Origin of the sequence: Halochromatium sp. (assembly GCF_046541315.1) — a bacterium.
GTDB lineage: Bacteria > Pseudomonadota > Gammaproteobacteria > Chromatiales > Chromatiaceae > Lamprobacter.
Window position 1 is genome coordinate 1 of the sequence record NZ_JBKHDN010000237.1, and the last position, 3,789, is coordinate 3,789.

Below are 3,789 nucleotides of genomic sequence, written 5' to 3' on the forward strand. Positions count from 1 at the left end.
GCGGCAGTGTTGGCTGATCGGCAGCAAAGCCGCTCCTCGCCCACCCGCAGACCTTGCGCTGTCGCAGCGTAACGCCTCTGGCAGGGCTCGTCGCGGCAAATCATCCGCCGCCCGCGGCCCGCTGAGATCACCGCGCGCCTCGCAGCTGCTCGTCACGTCCTGCGCTCATGGAGTCCGCGCACACCGTCCGTGCTGCCCACCAGCGCCGGCGCTTGGCTCAAGGGAAAGGTGCTCAACCCCGGCAAGCGCTACACTGAGGCGTCACTGGGTCTCTCCCTGCCCATCACCAGAGACCAGTGATGCGCGTGCCGCATCCTCCAGGCCGGCCGGGCAGCAACCGGCCGGTGAGTTGGCAGGCGCGTGAACAGCGCAGAGGACATCACGGCATGCTTTGCAAGATCATCAGTGGCGGACAGACCGGAGCCGACCGGGCGGCGCTGGATGCCGCTCTCGAGATCGGCTTCCCGGTCGGCGGCTACTGTCCAGCGGGCCGGCGCGCCGAAGATGGCCTCATCCCTGTTCACTATCCGCTCGAGGAGATCGACGGCGACGAGGCGGCTCGGACCCGAATGAACGTCGAGGCTGCCGATGGCACGGCGATCTTCTTTCGCGGCTCGATCAAGCGCGGCACCGCCCACACGCTCTCGTGCTGCATCGCGCTTGGCCGAGCCTACCGGCTCATCGACACGGGAGCGGTCGGGGCCGAGCGCGCGGCGATGGCGCTCCTGGCGTTCCTCGACGCTCACCAGGTCGGCATCCTCAATATCGCCGGGCCTCGGCTCAGTGAAGAGCCGACCATCTATGCTGACGTTATAGTCATCTGCAAAATTCTTTATAGTCTAAGACATGCGGCACGAATCGCCCGATCCACCACCGGGCATAGGAGCAATACTGAGCGGAGTCATTCCAGGTTTTACGAATCTGGCTGCGCAACTCATCGAGCGAGCTGATGAAGCTGACCGACATCACCCGCTTGATGGTTTTCCAGATGAACTCGATCGGATTGAGATCCGGTGCATACGGCGGCAGAAACACAAGCTCGATGGCGTTGTCCTCGGCGGCTTGCTTGACCTCAGCGCCGTGATGGCTGCTGAAGTTGTCGAGGACGACGATGAGGGCGTCATAGTCGGGGTTGGCGGCGCGGATCGCGGCGAAGAACGCGGCGATCGCGGTCTGATCGGAACGCGGCAGAAAGTCTTGCACGCTCTCCCCGACGAGGGCGTAGAAGCCGATGGCATGGGCTTTCAGGCGGGCGGTGTTCTTGGCGATCTCGGCATGGCCGACGTGCCACCCCCGCGTCGTGTTGGCCGTCAGCTGCGGGCCGGCCTCATCGAGACAGCCGATGGCGATGTCCTCGTCGTCCAACCCTTCGGGTCCAGCTCTGGGGCCGCCGGAGATGATTCGCGCTCCAGCCGGCCGGCCGTGAGCATCCTGATCGCGTGAAGCGCGAGATACACCGCGACGGTGACAAAGCGCTAGACTTGGAACTTCAGCCACGTGAGTTTCGAGCGATCCAGATGCAAAAGACAGGCCCTACTCCAGACGTCGAAGTCACTCCACGAACAGCATCCACGGGCGCCAGGATCGCGCCGATCATGAAGTGGGATGAGCGCTATAGCGTCAATGTCGCCGAGATCGACCGTCAGCATCGTCAGCTGTTCGCGCTCTACAACAAGCTGCATGCGGCCATGTTATACGGCGAAGGCAATCAGGTGCTGGACCTGATCTTCGACGAACTCGTCGAGTATACGCGGACGCACTTCAAGGATGAGGAACGCTATTTCTGCGCGATCGACTATGCCGGCACAAAAACCCACATCAGGGAGCATCAGGCCTTCATCGACAGGCTCGCGGAGCTGCAGGACAAGTTTCACGCGCGGAAGGCCTTTCTGACGATCGAGATCCTTGCCTTCATCCGCGACTGGCTCAACGAGCATATCAAAGGCACTGATCAGCAATATAAGCAAGTTTGAGCAACGGCCCGGACGGGTGAACGGATGCTATCGCTGCGGCGCCTGTTGAGGCAGATTCGAGCAACCACCGGTCGCGTCACTGCCTTCGCCGGTCGCGGCACACGGGGCTTGCATTATGTCTGGCACCTGTTGATCTGGTCGCGCATCTCGGCCGGACGCTCGGGACTGCTGCCCATCGAGCTGCCGCCCGACGTGCTGCGCCGCAAGGGGGGTTGAGGCCTCACCGCCGCACCTTAGGATCAGCGGCCATGCGCAAGCCAGCGCCTTCGAGCGCGGCTTCGCCGAGGTCTACGCACTGCTGTTCGCCAACCTGCAACAGGCCGACCTGCTTTCACCCACGCGCCACGCGATTCCTGGGCCGGCGTTTCGCGGCATCTATCTCTGGGATTCGGCCTTTATCGCGCGCGTCTGGCGTTGGTGGGATGCCGATGTCGCCGCCGAGATCCTGCGCGCCGTCATCGATCTGCGCGACGGCGACCGCCTCCAGCATGTGGTCACCGAGTTCCATCAGTCGCGCTACACCCAACCGCCGCTGATCGCCTGGTCCGTCCTCGGCATCGTCGATGCGCTCGAGCAAGAGAAGGGCCAGGCACTGCTCGAGGACGTCTATGAGCCTCTGCGGCGTTACCAGGCCTGGCTCGAGTCGCATCGGCAACTCGCGAACGGCCTCTACGCCTGGGCGCATCCCTACGAGTCCGGCGTTGAGAACGCGCCGCGCTTCAGCAATACCGACGAGAGTGCCCTGCGCGACACCCGCGCAATCGGCGCGACCGATTTCAGCAGTTACGTCCTGCTGCAGTTGGAGGCCCTCGCGCAGATGGCGCAGCGCCTGGACCAGGGGTCCGCCGCCGCGTTTGCGGCCAAGGCGGCGACGCTGCGCGCCCGCATCGATGAGCAGTTGTGGGACGAGGCGGCCGGACTCTACCTCGACCGCGATGGCGCCGGCATCCCGATCCGCATCGCCACCATCGCCTCGCTGATGCCATTGTGGGCCGGTGTTGCCGATCACGACCGCGCCGCCCGCCTGGTGCAACAGCTGACCGATCCAGACCGCTTCGGCACCCCCATCCCGCTGCCCTCGGTCGCGCGCAACGAGCCGAGCTTCGAGAAGGACATGTGGCGCGGCCCGGTTTGGATCAACACCGCCTATGCCGTGGTGCAAGGGCTTTTGCGCTACGATCGGCAGCGCGAAGCCGGAGAGATCGCCTTTCGCCTGTGTCAGGCGGTCTATGGGGTGTTCGAGGGCGAACGCCGCATCTATGAGTTCTATGATCCCGATGTCCCGCATACCCAGGCGCTGCGCCGAAAGAATGGCAACTGGTGGAAGGCCCTGACCCTCGGCCGCGGACCGCAGCGCGAGTTCGTCGGCTGGACCGGCCTGGTCAACAATCTGCTGCTGGAGGTGCTGCTCGGACTCGAACTGGGGCCGGATCAACGCAGTCTCTGTCCGCGCCTGCCGCCGGCCTGCTGCGGCATGCGACTCGAGGTCGAGCTGCCCCTGCTTGGCCTTCCCCCTGAACGCTGCCCAGAACCCTCCCCAGATCCCTCCCCAAACAGCCCGGAGCGGAAACCACCCATGACGGAGGCCCTCCCCGCAAATCGACTCCAGGTTCGGCTGCAGATGCTAGAACCCGACCGCTTCGAGGGCTCGGTCCGTCATCAAGGAAGGATCGCTTCTTTCCGCGCCGGCTTCGGCGAACGCGTTCCCATCGATCCATTATTCGAGAAGGCTCAGCCATGCGCTACTGTGACCTGACTCTCGCCTACACTGAAACCAGCGGTGGCATCCGCACCTATATCGACCAGAAGCGCCGCT

3 protein-coding genes and 1 pseudogene are annotated in these 3,789 nt (G+C 64.2%); 3 read left to right on the plus strand and 1 reads right to left on the minus strand.

The genetic code is table 11. The features are described 5' to 3' along the window. Positions 1-386: 386 nt before the first annotated feature. Positions 387-755, plus strand: a pseudogene (locus tag ACLFQI_RS12340) (YpsA SLOG family protein); the annotation flags it as partial. 61 nt (positions 756-816) lie between these two features. Here the strand turns inward: ACLFQI_RS12340 and ACLFQI_RS12345 are convergent. Continuing rightward, positions 817-1,365, minus strand: a complete 549-nt coding sequence (locus ACLFQI_RS12345) for an IS630 family transposase (RefSeq protein WP_410759760.1) — start codon at positions 1,363-1,365, stop codon at positions 817-819. A 152-nt stretch (positions 1,366-1,517) separates the two neighbouring features. Between ACLFQI_RS12345 and ACLFQI_RS12350 the strand changes: the two genes are divergently transcribed. Together ACLFQI_RS12350 and ACLFQI_RS12355 are read left to right on the plus strand one after the other, a co-directional pair. Further along, on the plus strand, positions 1,518-1,973 hold the full coding sequence (locus tag ACLFQI_RS12350) for a bacteriohemerythrin (protein WP_410759761.1): 456 nt from the start codon (positions 1,518-1,520) through the stop codon (positions 1,971-1,973). A 397-nt stretch (positions 1,974-2,370) separates the two neighbouring features. Further along, on the plus strand, positions 2,371-3,729 hold the full coding sequence (locus tag ACLFQI_RS12355) for an MGH1-like glycoside hydrolase domain-containing protein (RefSeq protein ID WP_410759763.1): 1,359 nt from the start codon (positions 2,371-2,373) through the stop codon (positions 3,727-3,729). Positions 3,730-3,789: the final 60 nt, after the last annotated feature.